Genomic DNA, 19,637 nt, shown 5'->3' with positions numbered 1-19,637 from the left:
TGGGATGCAGGTACGCCTTAACTGGATCACGCTTACCAAAGCGGTGCCCCTGGCGATCAGCCGGGGCACCACGGCATCGGTGCGGCGGCTGGTGGTCGAGCTGGAGCACGAGGGGCTGGTGGGGCGCGGCGAAACCGGTGGCTTCGAGACCGGCCACCGCGCCTACGCCATCGAGGCTGTCGCTGCGGAGCTGGAGGCACTGCTGCCGCGCTTCGCCTCAGTCGAGGGTCTGGCTCTCGGCGAGGACCTGCCGGCCTTTCAGGCCCTCGAGCCGTGGCTTGCCCCACTGTCGCCCCCGGCCCGCTGCGCCATCGACCTGGCCCTGCACGACTGGTGGGGCCAGAAGCTGGGTCAGCCCCTCTGGCGCCTTTGGGGCCTGGATCGGGCCGCCTGCAGTCCCACCAGCGTCACCCTCGGCCTGGGCGAAGTGGAGCGGGTGCTGGCCAGGCTGGATCTGTGGCAGGAGCGCCTGGGCTGCTGGCCCCAGCGGGTGAAACTCAAGCTGGGCAGTCCTGATGGCCCAGGCCACGACCGTGCTCTGGTGTCGGCGGTGGGGCGGCGGCTGCAGGAGCAGGCCGGCACGGTCAGTGAGCTGCAGGTGGATGCCAATGGCGGCTGGGACCTGGCCACAGCTCAGCAGTTGATCCCCTGGCTGGCGGAGCAGGGGGTGGTGCTGGTGGAGCAGCCGCTGCCCGCCCAGCTTGACCCCGACGCCGATGCAGCCAGCTTCGAGGCCCTTGATCTGAGTTGCCCGATCCCCTTGGTGGCAGATGAGAGCTGCTGGAACCTGGCCGACCTGCTGCGCCTTGCCCCCCACGTGGATGCGGTCAACATCAAGCTGCTCAAGAGTGGCGGCCTCACCGAGGCCCTGCTGATGGCCCAGACCGCCCGGAGCCTCGGGCTGGATCTGATGCTGGGCTGCTACTCCGACAGCGCCCTGCTCAACGGGGCTGCCTCCCAGCTGCTGCCGCTGGTGCGCTGGCCCGACCTCGACAGCCACCTGAACCTGATCGACGACCCCTTCGAGGGCCCCGAACTCCAGGGCGACAGGCTGTTGCCCTCCAGCCGTCCCGGCCTGGGGGTGATTGAGCTGTCCGGCTCCGCTGCTGCGCCCGCCCCGTGCTGAGCGCCGATGCTCCAGTGGTGCTGCTGCTCCACGGCGGCCTCGACAACCTTTCGGGCAAGACGGGCCTGGCGATGTTGCGCTACCGGCACGGTCCTGTGGTGGCCGTGGTGGATCCGGCCCATGCCGGCGCTGAGCTGGAGGCCATCACCGGCATCCCCCGGTCGGTACCCATCGTGGCCGACCTCAACGCCGCCCTGGCTTTCCGGCCGGAGGTGGCGGTGGTGGGGCTGGCCCCATCCGGTGGACAGCTGCCGCCGGAGCTGAAGGCCGATCTGGCGGCTGCCCTGCGAGCCGGGCTTCACCTGGCCAGCGGTCTGCACACCCCCCTGGCCTCCGATCCTGAGCTGGCTGCCCTGCGGAGGCCTGGGCAGTGGATCTGGGATCTGCGTCAGGAGCCCCCAGGTCTGCAGGTGGCCGTGGCCCGTGCGGCAGCGCTGCCCGGCGAGCGGCTGCTGGCGGTGGGCACCGACATGGCAGTGGGCAAGATGAGCGCCTGTCTGGAGCTCACCGCGGCCGCCCACAGGGCCGGGCTGGATGGCCGGTTCGTCGGCACCGGCCAGGCCGGCATCCTGATCAGCGGCAGGGGCGTCCCCCTGGATGCCGTTCGTGTCGACTATGCCGCCGGTGCGGTGGAGCGGGCCCTGCTGGAGGCGGCCTCTGACCCAGCCTGCACCGAGGCGAGTCTGCTGTTCGTGGAGGGTCAGGGCTCCCTCTGCCATCCCGGCTCAACAGCCACCTTGCCCCTGATCCGCGGCAGCCAGCCCACGGCACTGCTGCTGGTCCATCGGGCTGGCCAGAGCCATGTGAACAAGCATCCCCAGGTTGTGCTACCACCCCTGGCAGAGCTGATCGGCGTTCTGGAAGGGTTGGCGGCCCTAGGCCGGCCGAAGGGCACTCCACCGCCCCGGGTAAGGGCCGTGGCCCTGAACACCGCTGGATTGGCAGAGGACAGCGCCACCAGGGCCTGCGGAACCATCAGCGACTCCCTGGGCCTCCCCTGCGCCGATCCGGTAAGGAATAAGCCAGCAGCCGATCGACTGCTGGCTTCAATCAGGGCGAGCGAGGGGATTCGAACCCCCGGATGGCGGCACCACAAGCCGCTGCCTTAACCACTTGGCGACGCCCGCCGTGGTCTTTGCCAATGTATCAAGCAGCCTTGCACCCTCGCCTTGCGGCCCGCCTCCTCAGTTCGCCTTGCCCGCTGGTGTACCGCTCTGGCCGTGGCGGGAGGGGTAAGCGGGGTTGCCCTGGTCTTCACCAATCCCGGTCTGGATGAGTTCGAGAGCTTCGCGGGTGACCAGCTGGCTGAACTGGCGGTGGAGGAGGTATGCGTCAATCGCCTGCCGATGCCCCTCAAGCTGGCGATCCAGAACTGTCCTGAGTTGATTCGCAGTCAGCACAAGGTGCTCGGTGACCTGGCCCGGCGCAGCACCCGGCGGCAGAACTTCGGATTGTTCAGCCTCTACCGCACCCAGATCGGAGGCCCTTCGGTGCTGCCGTTTCTCGAGCTCCCTCTTTATCGCGTGCTCACGGTGGCGGCCGCCGGGCGCTTGAAGATCCTGGACACCTCCAGCGACAACGACCCAGAGAGCGCCTCAGCCGATCGTGGGCCGTGGTGAGCGCGGTTGAGTCGCTGCCGCCACTGCTGCTGCCGCGTGCCCTGATCGATCCCCAGCGCCATGATCTGCCCCCGGCGGATGCGGCTGGTCTGGTGGCCGTGCGTCTGATCCACCAGCACGGGCGGATCACGGCGATCGAGAGCCATCTACGCGCTAATGGGGAGCAGTTGCCGCTGGCACTGACCCCCCTGGTGGAGCCCCATGCCCACCTCGACAAGGCGTTCAGCTGGGAGCGGCACCCGAACCCGGCGGGCACGATGCAAGGGGCTCTGGCGGCAAATCTGGCCGAGCACCAGGAACGCAACCTCGAGCAGGTGTTGGAGCGGGGTGAGCGAGCCCTGGAGCGGGCGTGGCGCTACGGCCTGAGAGCCGTGCGCAGCCACATCGACAGCCTCGGTCCCGGTGCCGAGCCGGGATGGGAGGGATTGCTGCAGCTGCAACGCCGCTGGGCGCCACGGCTGGCGCTGCAGCTGGTGGCTCTGGTGCCTGTGCAGCACTGGGGCACGGCCGCGGGAGGCGCCCTGGCCCGCCGGCTCGTCAGCCGCGGCCCGCAGGGATCGGTGCTGCTGGGCGGTGTGCTGGGCGCCCCCCTGGCCCCCAGCGGTGCCGATGGCGAAGGGCTGCTGGCCCTGCTCCAGCTGGCCGACAGCCTGGGAGCTCCGGTGGATCTGCACGTCGATGAAAGCGGCGAGGGGGGCGGGGCGGGAGTGGCCCTGGTGGCCAGGCTGGTGCGACGGCACCGCATCGGCGTGCCGGTCACCTGCAGCCACAGCTGCTCGATGTCGCAGTTGAGGGCACCGCGCCTGAACCGGCTCGCCGAGGCAATGGCGGACGCGTCCCTTTCGGTGGTGGCCCTGCCCCCCACCAACCTCTGGCTGCTGGGACATCACGCTGAAGACACCCCGGCCACCCGGCCCCTGGCCCCGATCCGCCAGCTGCAGCGCGCCGGCGTCACGGTGGCGGTGGGGGGCGACAACGTTCAGGATCCCTGGCATCCGGGCGGGGATTTCGATCCACTGGAGCTGCTGCGCTTCTGCCTGCCGGCGGCCCATCTGGCTCCCTGGCAGAGGCAGGGGCTGGCCCCGTTCACCACCTCCGCCTCCCGGTTGATGGGTCTGGAGTGGGACGGGGTGCTGCGCCCCGGGGCACCCGCTGATCTGGTGGTGATCGCCGCCGGCAGCTGGAGTGAGCTGCTGGCCCGCTCTCCCCAGCGGCGGGTGCTGCGCGCTGGCCAGTGGCTGCCTGCTCCGGCGCCGCCGCAGCTGGCAGCACAACTGGAGATGATGGCTGGAGGCGATGGCCGCGGCTATGCCCAGCGGGGCTGAGTAGACCGGATGGAGGTGAGGCCCCCTGCCTGCCGTTCGCCGCTTCGGTTGCTTTGCCCCTCGATCCTGTCACCAGGCCACCTGCCCTGGCCATTGCCACCCAGCTGCCAGACGATCTCCCTGCGCCGCCTACGCAAGCACAGCTCGAGGCTCTGGTGGCCGAGCTGAGTTCCGCAGCCGCCGCCTCTGCCGGGGAAGCCGGCAAGGGTCTGGTGATGATTCGCTCCGGGTCTGAGCTGGAGCGGCTCTCCCGGGATTTCTCCAGCTACTCCCCGGTGCTGACGCCCCTGCTGCAGGACAGGCTGGCCCAACTGGTGGTCAAGGCCAGCAGCACCGAGCAGGTGCAGCTGGTGGCAGGAGCCTGCGCCCGTCATGGGGTGCCGATCACGCTGAGGGGAAGCGGCACCGGCAACTACGGCCAGTGCGTCCCCCTGGCCGGGGGGGTGGTGCTCGACCTCAGCGGCCTCAACCGGGTGCGGCAGCTGGATTCCCTCAGTGGGGTGCTGACCGCGGAGGCGGGCTGCCTGCTGGCCGACCTGGAGCAGCAGCTCGCCCCCCATGGGCGGGAGTTGCGCCTCACACCCAGCACCCGCCGCAGCGCCAGCCTGGGAGGGTTCATCGCCGGAGGTTCAGGCGGCATCGGCTCGGTGCGCTGGGGCTTCCTGCGCGACCCCGGCAATCTGCTGGGCCTGGAGGTGGTCACGGTGGAGCCGGAGCCCAGGTTGCTGCAGCTCGATGCCAGCGCCAGTGCCCCCCTCAACCATGCCTACGGCAGCAACGGAATCCTCACAGCGGTGACCGTGGCCACGGCAGCGGCGGTGCCCTGGCAGCAGCTGGTGGTCGACTTCAGCAGCTGGACGGAAGCGGTCGCGGCGATCGGCGCCCTGCCCGCCACGGCCCTGCTCCTGAACGGCCTCTGCCTGCTGGAAGCGGCGGTAGCGAGAAATCTGCCCTGCCCGGGGGGCCATGGCCATCGCCTGCTGCTGCTGGCTGCAGCCGATGCCCTGCCGGCGCTGGAGCCGCTGCTTGGGGCGATGGGCGGACGGCTGGTCTGGCAGGCGCCGGAGCGGGGATGCCGCGGCGTGCCCCTGCGGGAACTCTGCTGGAACCACACCACCCTGCACATGCGGGCCCATGACCCCGGCTGGACCTACCTGCAGATGCTCCTCCCCCAACCGGAGGCCCCGGCGCTCGAAGCCCTCAAGCAACGCTGGGGGGATGATCTGCTCTGGCATCTTGAAGCCGTCCGCCAGCAGGGCTGCCAGCGGCTTGCAGCCCTGCCTCTGGTGCGCTGGCGCGGCCCCGAGGCGCTGCTGGAGCTGATGGAGCAGGCGCGGCAGCAGGGGGCCTTGCTGTTCAACCCCCACGTGTTCACGGTGGAGGACGGGGGTCTGGGGGTGATCGACGCCGACCAGGTGGCGGCCAAACACACCTATGACCCGGCGGGTCTGCTCAACCCCGGCAAGTTGCGGGGCTGGAGCGAACGCTGAATGGCCTACGGGCAGTCGAGGCTCAGGCGGGTGCTGACTCCCGTGGTGGGATTGGTGCCCTGGGCCCGGCGGCAGAGGACGCGCTGATCGGAGCGATCAAGCAGGGCGTCGCTGAAGTCGGCGTCATCGATCACGGCATCGCTGAAGCTGCTGCCGGCGGCGATCACGCCCCGCAGCAGGGCTCCGCTCAGGTCGGTGCCGCTGAAGTCAGCCCGGTCCATCAGGGCATCGGAGAGGTCGGCGCCGCTGAAATCGGAGCGCAGAAAGGAGGCCTGGGTGAGGATCGACCCATGCAGATCCGCGCCACTGAAATCGGCATCCCGGGCCGTCACCCCGGCGAAGGAGCTGTTGGCCAGCTGCTGCCCGCTGAAATCCTTGCCGTCCTGATTGGTGAGGGTGTAATCGACCCGCTCCTGAACCAGGGCAAGATCCTGCACTCCCCCCATTCCGCCGCTGGACTCGAGAGCGAGGGCGGCAGAAATCCAGGGACCGCCCAGCAGTGAGGTCGCCAGCAGGGCCAGAGCCACAAGAGTAAGAGCCCCAGGCCAGCCACGTTGGTGGCGTCGGTGCTGGATTTGGTGGTGGTGCTGGTCGTGTATCCCCCGGGGCTGAATCAGGCGCGTGGCAGGGGTCATGACGCTGCTGCGGGGTGCTCTCTCCACTCTCTCCTGGATCACCCCGATTCCTGGAGGCTGCCTGAACGGATCAGGGCACCGATCAGGTAAAGCGATCCCGCCACGACCACCGTCTGTCCGCCGGCACTGGCTGTGGCGGCGCCGAGTGCCTCAGTAAGCGAGGCGCTCGCCTCCAGGCGTCCGCTCAGCTCGGGTGCCGCTGACAGCAGCGCCTCCAGGCTCCAGCAGGGATGATCAGGCACCGGTACCAGCCAGGCCCGATCGGATGGGGCCAGCAGGGCCCGGACCATCGCCGGCGCCGGCTTGTTGGCCAGCACCCCCAGCACCCAGCAGCGTCGTTGCCCGGCGGTCTCGACCTGATCCAGTTCCTGCCGCAGTGCCTGGATCGCCGGCAGGTTGTGGGCACCATCCAGCAACAGGGGCTGCCCCTGCCAGAGCACCGGTTGCAGCCGTGCCGGCCAGCGGGCGTTTTCGAACCCCTCAACGATCGCCTGATCGGGGATTCTCCAGCCCTGCTGGCGCAGGGCACGCACCAGGCCGAGGGCCACGGCTGCGTTGTGGCGCTGGACCAGGCCGGGCAGACCACTGCGCCAGCGCAGGTGGCCGGCCACCAGATCCCCTCCGTTCGTGCTGAGCGGGTCGACCCAGAGCAAGGTGCTGCCGCTTTCAACGGCGCGCCGGCGCAGCACGTAAGCGGCCTCTGGCTCCTGGGGGCCGCTCACTGCCAGGCTGCCCGGGCTCAGGATCCCCGCTTTCTCCGCTGCGATGGCCGCGATGGTGGAGCCGAGCACCTCCGCATGGTCCATGCCGATCGCGGCGAATCCCAGCACCGGGCGCTCGGGATGGACGGTGGTGGCATCCAGCCTTCCCCCCAGGCCCACTTCCAGCACCACCAGATCGAGGCCGGCGTCGGCGAAGGCCTGGAAGGCCGCCAGGGTCACCAGCTCGAAGGGAGTGAGATCGTAGCGGCGGGCCAGGGGCTGCAGATCGCTCAGCAGCCTGCGCAGCTCTGGGGCAGCGATCGGTTGGTCTCCCAACCGGATCCGCTCACACCAGCTCACCAGGTGGGGAGAGGTGTAAAGCCCGGCGCGCAGGCCACTGGCCAGCAGGGCCGAGTGCACCAAGGTGCAGATCGATCCCTTGCCGTTGGTGCCCGCCACCTGCACCGCCGCGAAGCGGCGCTCGGGATGGCCCAGTTCCGCCAGGGCGCTGCGCATACGCTCCAGGCCCAGATCAACGCCACGCCGGCTGAACGGCTCGATCAGGTCGGCGAATGAATCGATGGCTCCCCAAGGATCGATAGCAGGGACTGCTCCAGCAGCGCCACGGCCTGGCGAAGCTGGCGGGGCTTGATCACCAGGGGTGGCACCAGCCGCACCACCCTTGGACCGGCGGGCACCACCAGCAAACCCTTCTCGATCGCCGACAGCACGATCTGGGGAGCGGTGGGCGCATCCGGGCGCAACACCAGTCCCTGGAGCAGGCCCCAGCCACGCACCCCCTCCAGGAGCTGGGGGTGGCGGCTCACCAGCTCAGCCAGCAACTGCTGCAGCAGCTCGCCCATCCGCTGCACGTGGGGCACCAGCAGTCGCCTCTCCAGCTCCTGGGCCACGGTGAGGGCGGCACGGCAGGCCATGGGGTTGCCCCCGAAGGTGCTGGCGTGGTCGCCGGGACGGAAGTGATCGAAGGCCTGCTTCACGGCCAGGGCGCCGATCGGGAAGCCCCCGCCCAGTCCCTTGGCCGTGGTGAAGGCATCAGGCTCGACGCCCAGCTTTTCGTAACCCCAGAGGCAACCGCTGCGGCCCATGCCGATCTGCACCTCATCGAAGATCAGCAGGATGCGGTGCTGGTCGCAGAGCTGACGCACTCGCTGGAAGAAGGCCGGATCACCGGGGTTGACGCCCCCTTCTCCCTGCAGGGGCTCCAGCATCACGGCCGCCACGCGGGGACCGTCGGCTTCGCTGCGGCTCAGCAGCGCTTCAAAAGCGGAGGTGTCGTTGTAGGGGAAGAAGTGAAAGCCCTCCACCATCGGCTCGAAGCCCTGGTGGTACTTGGGCTGGCCGGTGGCACTCACGGTGGCGAGGGTGCGGCCATGAAAACTGGCCTGGGCCGTGAGGATCAGCGGGCGCTCGATTCCGCGGACCTGATGGCCGTGCTTACGGGCCAGCTTGATGGCTGCTTCGTTGGCTTCGGCGCCGGAATTGCAGAAGAAGACACGATCTGCGCAGCTGCGCCCCACGATCCAGCGGGCTAGTTCCTCCTGCTCGGGAATCCGGTAGAGGTTGGAAACGTGCTGAAGTCGGCCCAGTTGTTTGCTCAGAGCCCGGCGCATCACCCCATCGCTGTGGCCGAGAGTGCAAGTGGCAATCCCGGCTACACAGTCGAGGTAACGGCGCCCCTGCCGGTCGCGCACCCACACCCCCCGGCCTTTGACAAGCTCCAGGGGCAGCCGGGCGTAGGTGTCCATCACCGCTGAAAGCGAGGTGTGGGACACCGTCAGCGGACTCTGTGACTCAGCGGCAGGCTGGCTGGCCCGAGGCAGGTTGATGGGAGCGGTGGGACTTGAACCCACATGCCCGAGGGCGCTCGATTTTGAGTCGAGTCCGTCTACCAATTCCGGCACGCTCCCGCGGGAGTCAGCTTACTTGGGCAGGAAGAGGCTCAAGGCTCCAGGCGCCGGATCGAGGCACCGACCGCGTTGAGCTTGCCTTCGAAATCGGCGTAGCCCCGATCGAGGAACTCCAGGCCCTGAACGGTGGTGATGCCATCAGCGGCCAGGCCGGCCAGCACCATGGCGGCCGAGGCGCGCAGATCAGTGCCCTGTACGGGAGCGCCGCTGAGGCGGGCCACTCCCTCCACCAGGGCAGTGTTGCCTTGCATGCGGATGTCGGCGCCCATCCGCTGCAGCTCAGCAACGTGCTGAAGGCGGTTCTCGAAGATGTTCTCCACAACCATGCTGGTGCCCTGGGCGGTGGCCAGCACGCTCATGAACGGGGCCTGCAGATCGGTGGGGAAGCCTGGGAAGGGTTGGGTGCGCAGGTCCACGGCCTGGACGTGTGAGACGCGCAGGGTCATTCCTTCGCCGTCGGGAATCAGCTCGCAGCCCGCATCAACCAGCTTGGTGAGCACGGCACCGAGGTGATCGGGAATCACCGGGGTGACGCGCAGGGCAGAGCGGGTGATGGCGGCGGCCAACAGGAAGGTGCCGGCTTCGATGCGGTCGGGGATCACGGCGTAATCGGCGCCGTGCATCCGCTCGACGCCATCAATGACGATCGTGGGGGTGCCGGCACCCCTGACTCTTCCGCCCATGGCGTTGAGCATACCGGCCAGATCAACCACCTCAGGCTCGAGGGCGGCGTTCTCGATAACGGTTTCGCCATCCGCCAGGGCGGCCGCCATCATCAGGGTTTCGGTGGCGCCGACGCTGGGGCATTCGAGGTGGATACGTCCACCGGTGAGCCTTTGGCTGCGGCCCGGCACAGCGGCCGAGACCACACCATGCTCGATGCTCACCTGGGCGCCGAGGGTCTTGAGGCCCTTGACATGCTCGATCACGGGCCTGGAGCCGATCTTGCAGCCGCCTGGAAGGGGCACCTTGGCCATGCCCAGCCGGGCAAGCAGGGGGCCGATGCAGAAGAAGCTCGCCCGCAGGCTGTTGACCAGCTCGTAGGGGGGAGTCGATTGGCTCAGGTGGCTGGCGTCGAGCTCAACCCAGTCCGGGCCACGTCTGACGCGCACACCCAGCGCGGTGAGGATCTCGCCCATCCCGGCGATGTCGGTCAGGGGGGGCACGTTGGTCAGCCGCAGGGTGTCGCGACTGAGCAGGCAGGCCGCCATCAGCACCAGGGCGGAGTTCTTGGCTCCGCTGACCCGAACCTCACCGGACAACCGTCGTCCACCCGTGATCTCCAACTGAGGGGCAACGATGGAGATTGGTGTCGGTACGACGGTCAGTGTCATGGCGCTCGGTCCGTCTTTTGGTCCCAGAATCTTGACAACCAAGACAGCGACCGTCTAGGCGTCCGCCCGTGGAACTGTCATGGTTGGTAGCAACTCTGGCTGATCACCACAAGCAGTCTTCAGCTCAGGGCCCGGAGTCAGGAGGGGTCGGCCCTCCGTGATTTAAGATTTTCGGGTCGCTTTGGCGGCACTGCCAGCGGATGTGGCGGAATTGGTAGACGCGCTAGTTTCAGGTACTAGTGGCAGCAATGTCGTGGGAGTTCAAGTCTCCCCATCCGCACTTTCCCCCAGTTCAGCCCACGCTCCCCTCTCCCCCTTGCCGGGGCAAGTGTTTCCAGCCGTGGTGCCGCATCACCCATGATTGTCATCAAGATCACGAATTCTTCTGAGGTTGTTGCCAAGAAGATCGGCAAATTTCTGGAAAGTCTCACCCCCGATGGCATGGATGAATCCACCATCGAAGACATTGTTGTGAGTCGTTTGGTGGACAACCTCAGAAGCGAGGGCATTGAGGGTGAGGTGGCTTCGATCCGCGGCATCGATCTTGAGGATGCCGGGATCCTGATCCAGGCCCCCATGCATGTGCGCCGCCGACAGTCGTTCTGAGGCCAGCGAAGGGACCGCTGCGGTGACCCAGACAGCTGAGCTGATCAAGAGCCGCCGTAATCCACTCGTGGGCCTCTGTCGCGCCCTTCATCAGCCCCGCGGCCGCAGGGATCAGGGCCTGCTGCTGCTGGAGGGTACCCATCTGCTGGAGGAGGCCCTGCGCCTGGGCCTGCCACCCCGGCAGGTGCTGGCAACTCCTGGCTGGATCGAGCGTCACCGCTCACTTCTGGAGACCCACTCCCGGGTGGCCTCCGTGCTGCAACCGGTCGCTGAGCCGGTGCTGGAGGCGATGGCCACCACCGCCCATCCCGATGGGGTGCTGCTGACGCTGCCGTGGCCGGAGCTGCCGGCCTCCCCCCGCGTCGAGTTCGTGCTGGCGCTCGATCGCCTTCAGGACCCCGGCAACCTCGGCACCTTGATGCGGACTGCTTTGGCGGCTGGGGTGGAGGAGATCTGGCTGGCGGAGGGGGCCGACCCCTTTCAGCCGAAGGTGCTGCGCGCTTCGGCCGGCGCGGCCCTGGCCATGCCCTGCCGCCGGTTCGAGCGGCTGCTGCCGCGCCTTGAGTCCGCCCGCACGAACGGCGCCCAGGTGGTGGCCTCGGTGGTTGCCGGCGGGATGCCCTACTGGCAGCTCGATTGGACCCGTCCCACGGTGCTTCTGCTCGGCAATGAGGGAGCGGGCCTCGCTCCGGATCTGCTGGCGGTCAGCAGCCACCGGGTCACCATTCCCCACAGTGCGGCGGTGGAATCCCTCAATGTGGCGGTGGCCGCCGCACCGCTGTTGCTGGAGCGCTGGCGTCAGCTGACGGGGGAGAATGCGGGGCAACAACCGCAGCAGCCCAGGTGAGCGACGCCAGCGCAGCCAGCTTTGACTTCGATCTGATCGTGATCGGTGCCGGTTATGGCGGCTTTGACGCCGCCAAGCACGCCGCCGACCATGGCCTGCGCACCGCGATCGTGGAGTCGCGCGACATGGGCGGCACCTGCGTGAACCGGGGCTGCGTGCCCTCCAAGGCCCTGTTGGCCGCCAGCGGCCGGGTGCGGGAACTGGCGGACGTCGAGCACCTGCGCGGCTTCGGCATCCATGCGGCTCCGGTGCGCTTCGAGCGCCAGAAGATCGCCGACCATGCCAACCAGCTGGTGGCCACGATCCGCACCAACCTCACCAAGACACTGGAGCGGGCCGGTGCCACGATCCTGCGCGGCAAGGGACGGTTGGAGGGCTCCCAGCGGGTGGCGGTGCGAGAAGCCAGCGGCATCGAGCGGGTGTATTCAGCCCGTGACGTGATCATCGCCACCGGTTCCGACCCCTTCGTCCCCCCCGGCATCGAAACCGACGGGCGCACCGTTTTCACCAGTGATGAAGCCATCAGCCTGGAGTGGCTGCCGCGCTGGATCGCGATCATCGGCAGCGGCTACATCGGTCTGGAGTTCGCCGACGTCTACACCGCCCTTGGCTGTGAGGTCACGATGATCGAGGCCCTTGATCGGGTGATGCCCACCTTCGATCCCGACATCGCCAAGATCGCCGCTCGCAACTTGATCGATGGCCGCGACATTGACGCCCGCTCCGGCGTGCTCGCCAAGTCGGTCACACCTGGATCACCGGTGCGGATCGAGCTGGTGGAGATGGCGAGCCGCGAGCCGGTGGAGATCCTGGAGGTGGATGCGGTGCTGGTGGCCACCGGCCGGGTGCCCGTGAGCAAGGACCTCAACCTGGCCAGCGTCGGTGTGACCACAAACCGCGGCTTCATTCCGGTGGATGAGGCGATGCGCGTGCTGGTGGATGGCAACCCAGTGCCCCATCTCTGGGCCGTGGGCGATGTGACCGGCAAGATGATGCTGGCCCACACCGCCGCCGCCCAGGGGGGCGTGGCTGTGGACAACATCCTGGGCCACCAGCGCCTGATTGATTACCGCTCGATTCCGGCGGCCACCTTCACCCATCCTGAGATCAGCTCCGTGGGCCTGAGTGAAGCCGACGCCAAGGAGCTCGCTGCCGCCGATGGCTTTGAGCTCGGGCTCGTGCGCAGCTATTTCAAGGCCAATTCCAAGGCGCTGGCGGAGCTCGAAAGCGATGGCCTGATGAAGCTGCTGTTCAACCGCTCCAGCGGTGAGGTGCTCGGAGCCCATATCTACGGGCTCCATGCCGCCGACCTGATTCAGGAGATCGCCAATGCCGTGGCCCGCCGCCAGAGCGTGCGCGAGCTGGCCCATGAGGTGCACACCCACCCCACCCTGAGTGAAGTGGTCGAGGTGGCCTACAAGCAGGCGGCCGCGACCCTGGTCTGATCAACCCTGTCTGACGGCCCGCCGCTCCTACGATCACTTCATGCGTCCACTGCCGCCAGTCCTTGGAGATCCGTCGTCGCCCGCCCAACCTGCCCGTGCGGGTGGCCCACCTGCAATTCGGCATTCCCCATGAGGAGGCGGCCCCGCGCCACATCCTCGAAGAGATTCTCTGGGAGAAGGATCGTGAGCTGACTGCCTCGCGCGAACGCGTGCCCCTCGAGAAGCTCAAATTGCAGGTGGCTGATCTCCCCTCCTGCCGCAACTTCGTGGCGGCCCTGCGGGCCAGTTGCCGCAAACCGGCCGTGATCGCCGAGGTGAAGAAGGCAAGCCCTAGCAAGGGGGTCATCCGCGAAGACTTCGATCCCGTGGCCATCGCCCGCGCCTACCAGGCGGGCGGGGCGAGCTGCCTTTCGGTGCTCACCGACAAGGCCTTCTTCCAGGGGGGGTTCGAGGTGCTGGTTGAGGTGCGCCAGGCGGTGGAGCTGCCCCTGCTTTGCAAGGACTTCATCCTCACTCCATACCAGCTGTATCAGGCCCGCGCCGCCGGGGCCGATGCCGCCCTGCTGATCGCCGCCATCCTCTCCGACCAGGACCTCTCCTACCTGCTGAAGGTGGCCCATGCCCTTGGCCTGGCGGTGCTGCTGGAGGTGCACGACGGCGCCGAGATGGAGCGGGCGCTGGCGCTTGAGGGGGTGGAGATGGTCGGCATCAACAACCGCGATCTCACCAGCTTCCACACCGACCTGGCCACCACCGAGGAATTGATGGCCCGTTACGGGGAGCGTCTGCGCCAGAAGGGCGCCCTGCTGGTGAGCGAGTCTGGGCTGGGCAGCCGGGATGATCTCGATCGGGTGATGGGCGCCGGCGCCGATGCGGTGCTGGTGGGCGAGGCTCTGATGCGCCAGGCCGATGTGACGGCTGCCCTGGAGACCCTGATCGGGATCTGAGGCCGGTGGTGTCAGCGCGGCGCGACGCTCCCGCCGGTGCCGGCGGGATTCTGTCCAGGAGGGTTCTGCTGCGCAGGCTTGGTGGCCTGACCGCCGGGTCGATGCTGGCGTTCTCCCCCCGGCTAGCGGCCCAGCCCCGGGTCACCGGCATCCGTTTTGCTGTGGCGGCCGGCGAGGAAGGCCGTTTTCTGGCCTGGCCGGCCAACAACGGCTGCTGGTCATGGGACGGTGGCCGCGAAGTCTTGGTGGGCTACAGCGAGGGGCCGTGGGTTGAGAAGGAGGGGCACCGCATCGGCAGCCCCCAGACCAACCGGCTGGCCCGTTCCCGCGATGGAGGCCTGAGCTGGGTGTCGGAGATGCCGACCCCGTTCGTGGGCCGAGCCGGAGCCCCGCAACAGCTGGAAGCCCCGATCCGCTTCGATGATTCTGATCTGGCGCTGCGGGTGGTGGCGGGAGACTCCGGCTCAGGCGAGGAGCGGCTGGGCGGTTTCTTCGTGTCCTCGGATCGTGGTCTGTCCTGGCGCGGGCCGTTCCCTTTCAAAGGCCTCGAGAGCGAGCCCGCGCTCAAGGGGCTGGTGCTCACCTCCCGCACCTGCTACCGGATCACCGGCGAACGCTCTGCCCAGGTCTTCCTCTCCGCCCAGGATCCACGGCTGGGCCGCCATTCCAGCCGTCTCGACAAGACCTTCGTGGCCATCACCGAGGACGGTGGTCGCCGGTTCAGCTTTGTCGCCTGGGTGGTTCCCTGGCGCGATCCCTACCGCGCCGTGATGCCGTCCCTGGTGTCTCTGGGTGGCGGCGCGCTGATCACGGTGCTGCGACGCAAGGATCCACGCGCCGGCGAGGACAAGCCCAACTGGATCGAGGCTTACGCCTCCGAGGATGGCGGCAGCAGCTGGTCGTCGCTCGGCCGTGTCGCACAGACGGGAATCCACAACGGCAATCCCGGCGCACTGGTGCGGCTGCGCGACGGACGCCTGGCCTGCGCCTATGCCAACCGCAGCCGGCAGCAGCTGCTGCTGCGCCTAAGCGGCGATCGTGGCCGCACCTGGGGACCCGAGGTGGTGATCCGCGACAACCCCTTCAGCTACGACATGGGTTATCCCCAGATGGTCGAGAATCACCGTGGGGAGCTGCTGGTGCTCTACTACCTGGCCACCGAGCAGAGGCCGCACTCCTACATCGAGGCAGCGTTGGTGCCAATCACTGGAACATGACAAAGCCCCCGGCAAGGAGCAATGGGCTCTGTGCCGGGGGGTGGCTGTTGGGCCTGGCTGGTCCCTGGATGGGCCAGATCAGACGGGCGTGAACTCAGACCTTGCGGCTGTAGAACTCAACCACCAGCAGTTCGTTGATCTCCAGGGCGACCCATTCGCGCTCGATCCGCCCGTTGACCTTGGCGGTGAACTTGTTCTTGTCGAGCTCGAGGTTGGGGGGGATGTTGGCCAGACCTGGAAACTCCAGGTTGCCTTCAGCGAGCTGGCGACTGGCCTTGCGTTCGCGCACGACGATCACGTCGCCGGCACGGCACTGGTAGCTGGGCACATCGACCACACGGCCGTTCACGGTGATGTGGCCGTGGTTCACCAGCTGGCGGGCACCTGGCACCGTGGGGCCGAAGCCGAGGCGGAAGCAGATGTTGTCGAGGCGGTTCTCCAGCAGCTTCAGCAGGTTGGTTCCAGTGGAACCCTCCTGGGCGCGCGCTTTCTTCACGTAGCGCACGAGCTGGCGCTCGGAGATGCCGTAGTTGAAGCGAAGCTTCTGCTTTTCTTCGAGGCGGATGGCGTATTCGGAGCGCTTGCGACGGGCTTGGCCGTGCTGACCGGGGGGATAAGCCCGCTTGGCGGACTTACGGGTGAGACCGGGAAGGTCTCCCAAGCGCCGCGTCACCCTCAGGCGAGGACCGCGGTAGCGAGACATGCAGACAGAAACAGAGGACGGGGTTCTGGAACGAAGCGCAGGCCAGCCCGTGGGCCGGACCTGCCGGGGAGCATGCTGGAGGCGTCCTCCAGGCTTCCGGTCGTGCAACGCCAGTTGTCGATCCTATCCGTTGGCTTCTCCGGCCTCAGCCAGGCGCTGCAGCTTGCCCTGATCGCCCTGATCACTGGCTACCGCCGCTGGCTATCGCCCCTGCTGGGGCCCCGCTGCCGGTTCATTCCCAGCTGCAGCGCCTATGGCCTTGAGGCGATCCAGCGCCATGGCCCCTGGCGGGGTGGCTGGCTCACCCTGAGGCGCCTGCTGCGCTGCCATCCATTCACCCCCTGCGGTTGCGATCCGGTGCCCGAGTGAACCTGCCCGTGCCCCCCTGGCCGGCTCTGCTGCTCTACAGCCGGGACGGCTGCTGCCTGTGCGATGGCTTGGAAGAACGCCTGCGGGCCCTGGAGCCACCTCCGCCACTGGAGGTGGTGAATGTGGATCACGATCCCCAGCTCCAGGCCCGCTACGGCCTGGAGGTGCCACTGCTGGCGGTGGTGCGGCAGGGGCGGCCTGAGCTCCTGCCGAGGGTGGGGCCGCGGCTGGCGGGCGATGGCCTGCAGCGCTGGCTGCGGAAGTGTCTGGTGGAGCTGCCTGGCCCGCCTCCATGCGCCTAAAACAGCCCAAATCCAACCGCGCCGGCCCCCGTCCCTGGGGACGACCTCCTGATGCCCCAGCTGCTCCATTCCCTCCTTCAGGACTGTGCTGTGGCGATTCCTGCCCAGCTGCCTGATGCTGTTGTCACCGGCCTGAGCTGTGATTCCCGCAGCGTCGCGGCCGGCACGCTGTTCATCGGTCTGCCGGGGGGGCAGGTGGATGGGGGCAGCTTCTGGGCCGCCGCCCTGAAGCAGGGAGCGGTGGCGGCGCTGATCGGGCCGGCGGCGGCGGCCCAGTGCCCCCCGGCGCCAACCGATCCTGTGCTGGTTCTGCAGGAGCCGGTGGCGGAATGGGCCGGCCGGCTGGCGGCTTCGTTCTGGCACGACCCCAGCCGTCGGCTTGTTCTGATCGGTGTCACCGGCACCAACGGCAAGACCACCACCACTTACTTGATCGAGCACCTCAGTGCCGGCTGCGGCCAGGCGACGGCCCTGTTCGGCACCTTGATCAACCGCTGGCCGGGGCACAGCGTCAAGGCGTCGCACACCACGGCCTTCGCCGATGTGCTGCATGGTCAGCTGGCCAGTGCTGTGGAGGCCGGAGCCCAGCTGGCTGCCATGGAGGTGAGCTCCCACGCCCTCGACCAGCGCCGGGTGGCCGGCTGCCATTTCGCCGGTGCAGTGTTCACCAACCTCACCCAGGACCACCTCGACTACCACCCCTCGATGGTGGCCTACTTCGAGGCGAAGGCGCGTCTGTTCTCGCCGGAGCGCCTGGATGGCACGGCGGTGGTGAACATCGACGACCCCTGGGGCGCGCGGCTGGCCGAGCGGCTCTCGGGGCCGCTTGGGGAGGGTCTCTGGCGCAGTTCCCTGGCTGCGCCTGGTGCTGGAGTGCGCCCCGAGGATCTGGCCGAGCTACGGCTTGAAGATCTGGTCTTCGCCGCCGATGGGGTGAGCGGCACCCTGATCACGCCCCTGGGGCGCGGGACATTCCGCTCACCCCTGGTGGGCCGCTTCAACCTGATGAACCTGCTTCAGGCGGTGGGGGTACTGCAGCAGCAGGGATTGCCCCTGGATCAGCTGCTGGAGGCGATCCCCAGTTTCCGGGGCGTGCCCGGCCGGATGGAGCGGGTGCTGCTGCCCGAGGCCACTGAGTTGCCGGCGGTGCTGGTCGACTATGCCCACACCCCCGATGGTCTGGAGAATGCCCTGGCGGCCTGCCGGCCTTTCGCCCAGGGCCAGCTGGTCTGTGTGTTCGGCTGCGGCGGCGACCGCGACCGGGGCAAGCGCCCCCAGATGGCTGCGATCGCCGCGCGGCTGGCCGACCGGGTGGTGGTGACCTCCGACAACCCCCGCACAGAGGATCCCCAGCGCATCCTTGACGACGTGGTGGCGGGCATTCCCACCGGCACCGAGCTGCTGGTGGAGGTGGATCGGGCCGCGGCGATCGCGGCTGCCATCGCCGCGGCTGGCCCGGCCGATCTGGTGCTGATCGCGGGCAAGGGCCATGAGGATTACCAGATCCTGGGCACCACCAAGATCCACTTCGACGACCGGGAGCAGGCTGAGCAGGCGCTGCGCTCCAGGCTCGGCTGAGGGTAGGGAAGTGCAGATCAGCGCCTGGAAGTGGCCGCTCAGGTATCCGCACGGCGTCCTGGCCCGTACCTTGTCCAGGATCCAGATCTTCGTTCCACCTTCCTATGGCTTCGCCTGTGCCCATGTCGAGGAAGTTCCTCGCTGAACTGATCGGCACCTTCTGGCTGGTGTTCGGCGGCTGCGGCAGTGCTGTGCTGGCTGCTGTCTTCCCCTACGCCCAGGCCGAGGCCAATCCTCTGGGTCTTGGTTTCCTGGGGGTGTCGCTGGCCTTCGGACTCACCCTGCTCACGATGGCTTACACCATCGGCCATATCTCTGGCTGCCACATCAATCCCGCCGTCACCTTCGGCCTCTGGGCGAGTGGCCGCCATCCAGGCTCACAGCTGCTTCCCTACATCGTCGCTCAGGTGCTGGGGGGCCTGATCGCCGGCGGACTGCTCTTCGGCATTGCCAGTGGTCGACCCGGCTTCGCGCTGACCGGCAGCAACCCCCTGGCCACTAACGGATTCGGGGCCCACTCCCCCGGTGGCTACGGATTGCTGCCGGCGCTGGTGATCGAAGTGGTTCTGACCTTCATTTTCCTGCTGGTGATTCTTGGCACCACCCACCGGGATGCGATCAAAGACCTGGCCGGCGTTCCGATCGGTCTGTCGCTGGTGCTGATCCACCTGATCAGCATTCCGGTCACCAACACCTCAGTGAACCCCGCCCGCAGCACCGGCGTGGCCTTCTGGGTGGGAGGTGATGCCGTGGGCCAGCTGTGGCTGTTCTGGCTGGCGCCCATTGCGGGTGCCCTTTTGGCCGGCTGGGTGCACCGCCACCTTCTAGAAGGTCCCAGCGACTGAGCACTCAGGCGTCTTCGTTGCCTTCCCGGCTACGCAGCACCAGGTAGCTGCCTGTGGCTAGCACGATCGGCACCAGCAGGCCCCAGAGTTTGCCGGTTTCGACCATGGGTGCAGAGGCAATACTCTCCTTGGGAGCTGCATAGGGCGATTCCTTTTCGCTCCCAGGCGCCTGGGTGCCTTCCATCGGCTCCACAGGTGTGGGGGCTTCTTTGGCCGCGGCGTAGGGGGATTGCTTCTCACTTCCTGGTGTGGCGGTTCCTTCCAGCTGCTTCGTGGGAGTGGCGGGATTTGCCCAGGCTGGTGTGGTCGATGCCACCAGACAGGAGGCACCGAGTATTGCCGCACCCAGCAGTGACAAGCACGGATGCATCGTCAGGTGGGGGGCACGCATGGAAGGAGGGACGACAACCCAAAAAGTCTGATCGCCTTGCTTATCGCTTACAGCAAATGGTGACCAAATGATGTTCCTTGACCAAGCTGGCTCAAGCAGCTGAGTTGGACTAAGCCGCTGCGCGGCAGATTCAAAGCCAGCATAGTCAGAGTCATGCAAGATGGCCAGAAACTGATGAGTTGATTGGCGGGCAGCCTGGGCTCCAGCAGCAGGCTCGTTCGCCAGTCGA

General features: G+C 67.8%; 20 protein-coding genes, 3 tRNA genes and 1 pseudogene. 15 read left to right on the top strand and 9 right to left on the bottom strand.

The window, feature by feature from the left end; translation table 11 throughout:
• Positions 1-4: 4 nt before the first annotated feature.
• Positions 5-1,126 (top strand): dipeptide epimerase, encoded by a 1,122-nt coding sequence (locus KBY93_RS10545; RefSeq protein ID WP_255094381.1) that lies wholly within the window; start codon positions 5-7, stop codon positions 1,124-1,126.
• A 71-nt stretch (positions 1,127-1,197) separates the two neighbouring features.
• Positions 1,198-2,136, top strand: a pseudogene (locus tag KBY93_RS10540) (DUF1611 domain-containing protein); the annotation flags it as partial.
• A gap of 44 nt (positions 2,137-2,180) precedes the next feature.
• On the opposite strand, the gene KBY93_RS10535 reads toward KBY93_RS10540, so the two are convergent.
• A tRNA-His gene (locus tag KBY93_RS10535) sits at positions 2,181-2,253 on the bottom strand.
• A gap of 42 nt (positions 2,254-2,295) precedes the next feature.
• Here KBY93_RS10535 and KBY93_RS10530 point away from each other — a divergent pair.
• The 3 genes from KBY93_RS10530 to KBY93_RS10520 are packed head-to-tail and all read left to right on the top strand — an operon-like array spanning position 2,296 to position 5,560.
• Complete coding sequence (locus KBY93_RS10530; protein ID WP_255094339.1) at positions 2,296-2,745, top strand: DUF4359 domain-containing protein; 450 nt, start codon at positions 2,296-2,298, stop codon at positions 2,743-2,745.
• Positions 2,739-4,070 (top strand): amidohydrolase family protein, encoded by a 1,332-nt coding sequence (locus KBY93_RS10525; RefSeq protein WP_255094338.1) that lies wholly within the window; start codon positions 2,739-2,741, stop codon positions 4,068-4,070. Before KBY93_RS10530 ends, KBY93_RS10525 begins: the two co-directional genes overlap by 7 nt.
• A 53-nt stretch (positions 4,071-4,123) precedes the next feature.
• Complete coding sequence (locus KBY93_RS10520; RefSeq protein ID WP_255094337.1) at positions 4,124-5,560, top strand: FAD-binding oxidoreductase; 1,437 nt, start codon at positions 4,124-4,126, stop codon at positions 5,558-5,560.
• A 5-nt stretch (positions 5,561-5,565) separates the two neighbouring features.
• On the opposite strand, the gene KBY93_RS10515 is transcribed toward KBY93_RS10520, so the two are convergent.
• The 5 genes from KBY93_RS10515 to murA form a co-directional block, all read right to left on the bottom strand.
• On the bottom strand, positions 5,566-6,195 hold the full coding sequence (locus tag KBY93_RS10515; RefSeq protein WP_255094336.1) for a pentapeptide repeat-containing protein: 630 nt from the start codon (positions 6,193-6,195) through the stop codon (positions 5,566-5,568).
• 38 nt (positions 6,196-6,233) lie between these two features.
• Complete coding sequence (locus tag KBY93_RS10510; protein ID WP_255094334.1) at positions 6,234-7,412, bottom strand: folylpolyglutamate synthase/dihydrofolate synthase family protein; 1,179 nt, start codon at positions 7,410-7,412, stop codon at positions 6,234-6,236.
• 44 nt (positions 7,413-7,456) lie between these two features.
• Positions 7,457-8,662: an aspartate aminotransferase family protein gene (locus KBY93_RS10505; RefSeq protein ID WP_255094380.1), complete on the bottom strand. Its 1,206-nt coding sequence runs from the start codon at positions 8,660-8,662 to the stop codon at positions 7,457-7,459.
• An 80-nt stretch (positions 8,663-8,742) separates the two neighbouring features.
• Positions 8,743-8,824 (bottom strand) — tRNA-Leu (locus KBY93_RS10500).
• Between the two features lie 32 nt (positions 8,825-8,856).
• Positions 8,857-10,158, bottom strand: a complete 1,302-nt coding sequence (gene murA, locus KBY93_RS10495; protein WP_255094333.1) for a UDP-N-acetylglucosamine 1-carboxyvinyltransferase — start codon at positions 10,156-10,158, stop codon at positions 8,857-8,859.
• 196 nt (positions 10,159-10,354) lie between these two features.
• Between murA and KBY93_RS10490 the strand changes: the two genes are divergently transcribed.
• The 6 genes from KBY93_RS10490 to KBY93_RS10465 all read left to right on the top strand — a co-directional run bounded on the left by KBY93_RS10490 (position 10,355) and on the right by KBY93_RS10465 (position 15,220).
• Positions 10,355-10,438 (top strand) — tRNA-Leu (locus KBY93_RS10490).
• Between the two features lie 77 nt (positions 10,439-10,515).
• Complete coding sequence (locus KBY93_RS10485; RefSeq protein ID WP_255094332.1) at positions 10,516-10,764, top strand: hypothetical protein; 249 nt, start codon at positions 10,516-10,518, stop codon at positions 10,762-10,764.
• Positions 10,739-11,611: an RNA methyltransferase gene (locus tag KBY93_RS10480; RefSeq protein ID WP_261355407.1), complete on the top strand. Its 873-nt coding sequence runs from the start codon at positions 10,739-10,741 to the stop codon at positions 11,609-11,611. The genes KBY93_RS10485 and KBY93_RS10480 overlap by 26 nt, the downstream gene beginning before the upstream one ends.
• The gene (lpdA, locus tag KBY93_RS10475) at positions 11,608-13,056 is read left to right on the top strand and encodes a dihydrolipoyl dehydrogenase (protein WP_255094330.1); all 1,449 of its coding nucleotides are present in this window, start codon (positions 11,608-11,610) and stop codon (positions 13,054-13,056) included. Before KBY93_RS10480 ends, lpdA begins: the two co-directional genes overlap by 4 nt.
• Before the next feature lie 62 nt (positions 13,057-13,118).
• Positions 13,119-14,003 carry an indole-3-glycerol phosphate synthase TrpC gene (gene trpC / locus KBY93_RS10470; RefSeq protein ID WP_255094328.1) on the top strand — a complete coding sequence of 295 codons (885 nt, stop codon included), beginning with the start codon at positions 13,119-13,121 and terminating at the stop codon, positions 14,001-14,003.
• 101 nt (positions 14,004-14,104) lie between these two features.
• Positions 14,105-15,220 (top strand): sialidase family protein, encoded by a 1,116-nt coding sequence (locus tag KBY93_RS10465; protein ID WP_255094327.1) that lies wholly within the window; start codon positions 14,105-14,107, stop codon positions 15,218-15,220.
• Positions 15,221-15,314: 94 nt separating this feature from the next.
• On the opposite strand, the gene rpsD is transcribed toward KBY93_RS10465, so the two are convergent.
• The gene (gene rpsD, locus KBY93_RS10460) at positions 15,315-15,923 is read right to left on the bottom strand and encodes a 30S ribosomal protein S4 (RefSeq protein ID WP_094554269.1); all 609 of its coding nucleotides are present in this window, start codon (positions 15,921-15,923) and stop codon (positions 15,315-15,317) included.
• Between the two features lie 72 nt (positions 15,924-15,995).
• Here rpsD and yidD point away from each other — a divergent pair, with 72 nt between their 5' ends.
• From yidD to aqpZ, 4 genes are all read left to right on the top strand, one after another.
• Complete coding sequence (yidD, locus tag KBY93_RS10455; RefSeq protein ID WP_255094326.1) at positions 15,996-16,292, top strand: membrane protein insertion efficiency factor YidD; 297 nt, start codon at positions 15,996-15,998, stop codon at positions 16,290-16,292.
• A 2-nt stretch (positions 16,293-16,294) separates the two neighbouring features.
• The gene (locus tag KBY93_RS10450) at positions 16,295-16,594 is read left to right on the top strand and encodes a glutaredoxin family protein (protein ID WP_255094379.1); all 300 of its coding nucleotides are present in this window, start codon (positions 16,295-16,297) and stop codon (positions 16,592-16,594) included.
• Between the two features lie 51 nt (positions 16,595-16,645).
• Positions 16,646-18,172: a UDP-N-acetylmuramoyl-L-alanyl-D-glutamate--2,6-diaminopimelate ligase gene (locus KBY93_RS10445; protein ID WP_255094324.1), complete on the top strand. Its 1,527-nt coding sequence runs from the start codon at positions 16,646-16,648 to the stop codon at positions 18,170-18,172.
• A gap of 122 nt (positions 18,173-18,294) precedes the next feature.
• Positions 18,295-19,017, top strand: coding sequence for an aquaporin Z (gene aqpZ, locus KBY93_RS10440; RefSeq protein WP_094554406.1), 723 nt, complete (start codon positions 18,295-18,297; stop codon positions 19,015-19,017).
• Positions 19,018-19,021: 4 nt separating this feature from the next.
• Here the strand turns inward: aqpZ and KBY93_RS10435 are convergent, their stop codons facing one another.
• Positions 19,022-19,408, bottom strand: coding sequence for a hypothetical protein (locus KBY93_RS10435; protein ID WP_255094323.1), 387 nt, complete (start codon positions 19,406-19,408; stop codon positions 19,022-19,024).
• Between the two features lie 47 nt (positions 19,409-19,455).
• A partial coding sequence (locus KBY93_RS10430; RefSeq protein ID WP_255094322.1) for a hypothetical protein occupies positions 19,456-19,637 on the bottom strand: 182 nt, incomplete at its 5' end.

The organism is Synechococcus sp. J7-Johnson (assembly GCF_024345795.1).
GTDB lineage: Bacteria > Cyanobacteriota > Cyanobacteriia > PCC-6307 > Cyanobiaceae > Regnicoccus_A.
This window is presented reverse-complemented; position numbering and strand designations above follow the sequence as displayed.